Source organism: Pseudomonas agronomica, from assembly GCF_025917275.1.
GTDB classification, from domain to species: domain Bacteria; phylum Pseudomonadota; class Gammaproteobacteria; order Pseudomonadales; family Pseudomonadaceae; genus Aquipseudomonas; species Aquipseudomonas agronomica.
The window spans coordinates 1-834 of record NZ_JAOSHO010000937.1 but is presented as its reverse complement, the minus strand read 5'-3'; the positions used below and the strand labels follow the sequence as shown (position 1 = coordinate 834).

General features: G+C 64.3%; 1 protein-coding gene. It reads left to right on the top strand.

Annotated elements, in window-relative coordinates; translation table 11 throughout:
- Positions 1-74 precede the first annotated feature (74 nt).
- A complete protein-coding gene (locus OC610_RS28225; protein WP_264432962.1) occupies positions 75-794 on the top strand; it encodes a 16S rRNA (uracil(1498)-N(3))-methyltransferase in 720 nt (239 codons plus the stop codon).
- Positions 795-834: the final 40 nt, after the last annotated feature.

Sequence of the window (834 nt, the reverse complement as noted above, 5' to 3'; positions counted from 1 at the left end):
CGGCAGCTCCTACGCAGCTCCTAAAAAGCGCCTATACAGCTCCTACATCTTTAACCTTTTCCAGAGATTTTGGCATGAGACTGTCCCGCTTCTTCATCGACACCCCCCTGAGCCTCGGCGATCACGAATTGCCCGAAGCCCAGGCCCACTACATCGGCCGTGTGCTGCGCATGGCCGAGGGCGATGCGGTGCAGGTATTCGACGGCTCAGGCCAGGAATTTCGCGGCGCGCTGGCCGAGGTCGGCAAGAAACGCGTGCGCGTGCAACTCGACGAGCAGTTTGCCGGACAGCCTGAATCACCGCTGCGCATCCATCTCGGCCAGGGCCTGTCCCGGGGCGAGCGCATGGATTGGGCGATCCAGAAGGCCACTGAACTGGGGGTCAGCGAGATCACGCCGATCTTCACCGAGCGCTGCGAAGTACGTCTCAAGGACGAGCGCGCCGACAAGCGCCTGCTACATTGGCGCCAGGTGGCGATCAGCGCCTGTGAGCAATGTGGGCGCTCCACCGTGCCGGTGATTTATCCGCCGTTGCTGCTGGCCGATTGGTTGAAACAGGCCGAGGCCGAATTGAAGCTGGTGTTGCATCCGGTGGCCGATCCACTGGTCAGCCATGCCAAGCCTTCGTCCCTGGCGTTCCTGATCGGCCCCGAGGGCGGGTTGTCGGAGGCTGAGGTCGAGCAGGCCAAGGCCGCCGGCTACCACGCCGCCCGCCTCGGCCCCCGCGTGCTGCGCACCGAAACCGCGCCGGTGGTGGCGTTGGCGGTGGCGCAGCAGTTGTGGGGGGATTTCTGAAGCCGAATGTAGATCCCTGTGGGAGCGAGCTTGCTCGCGA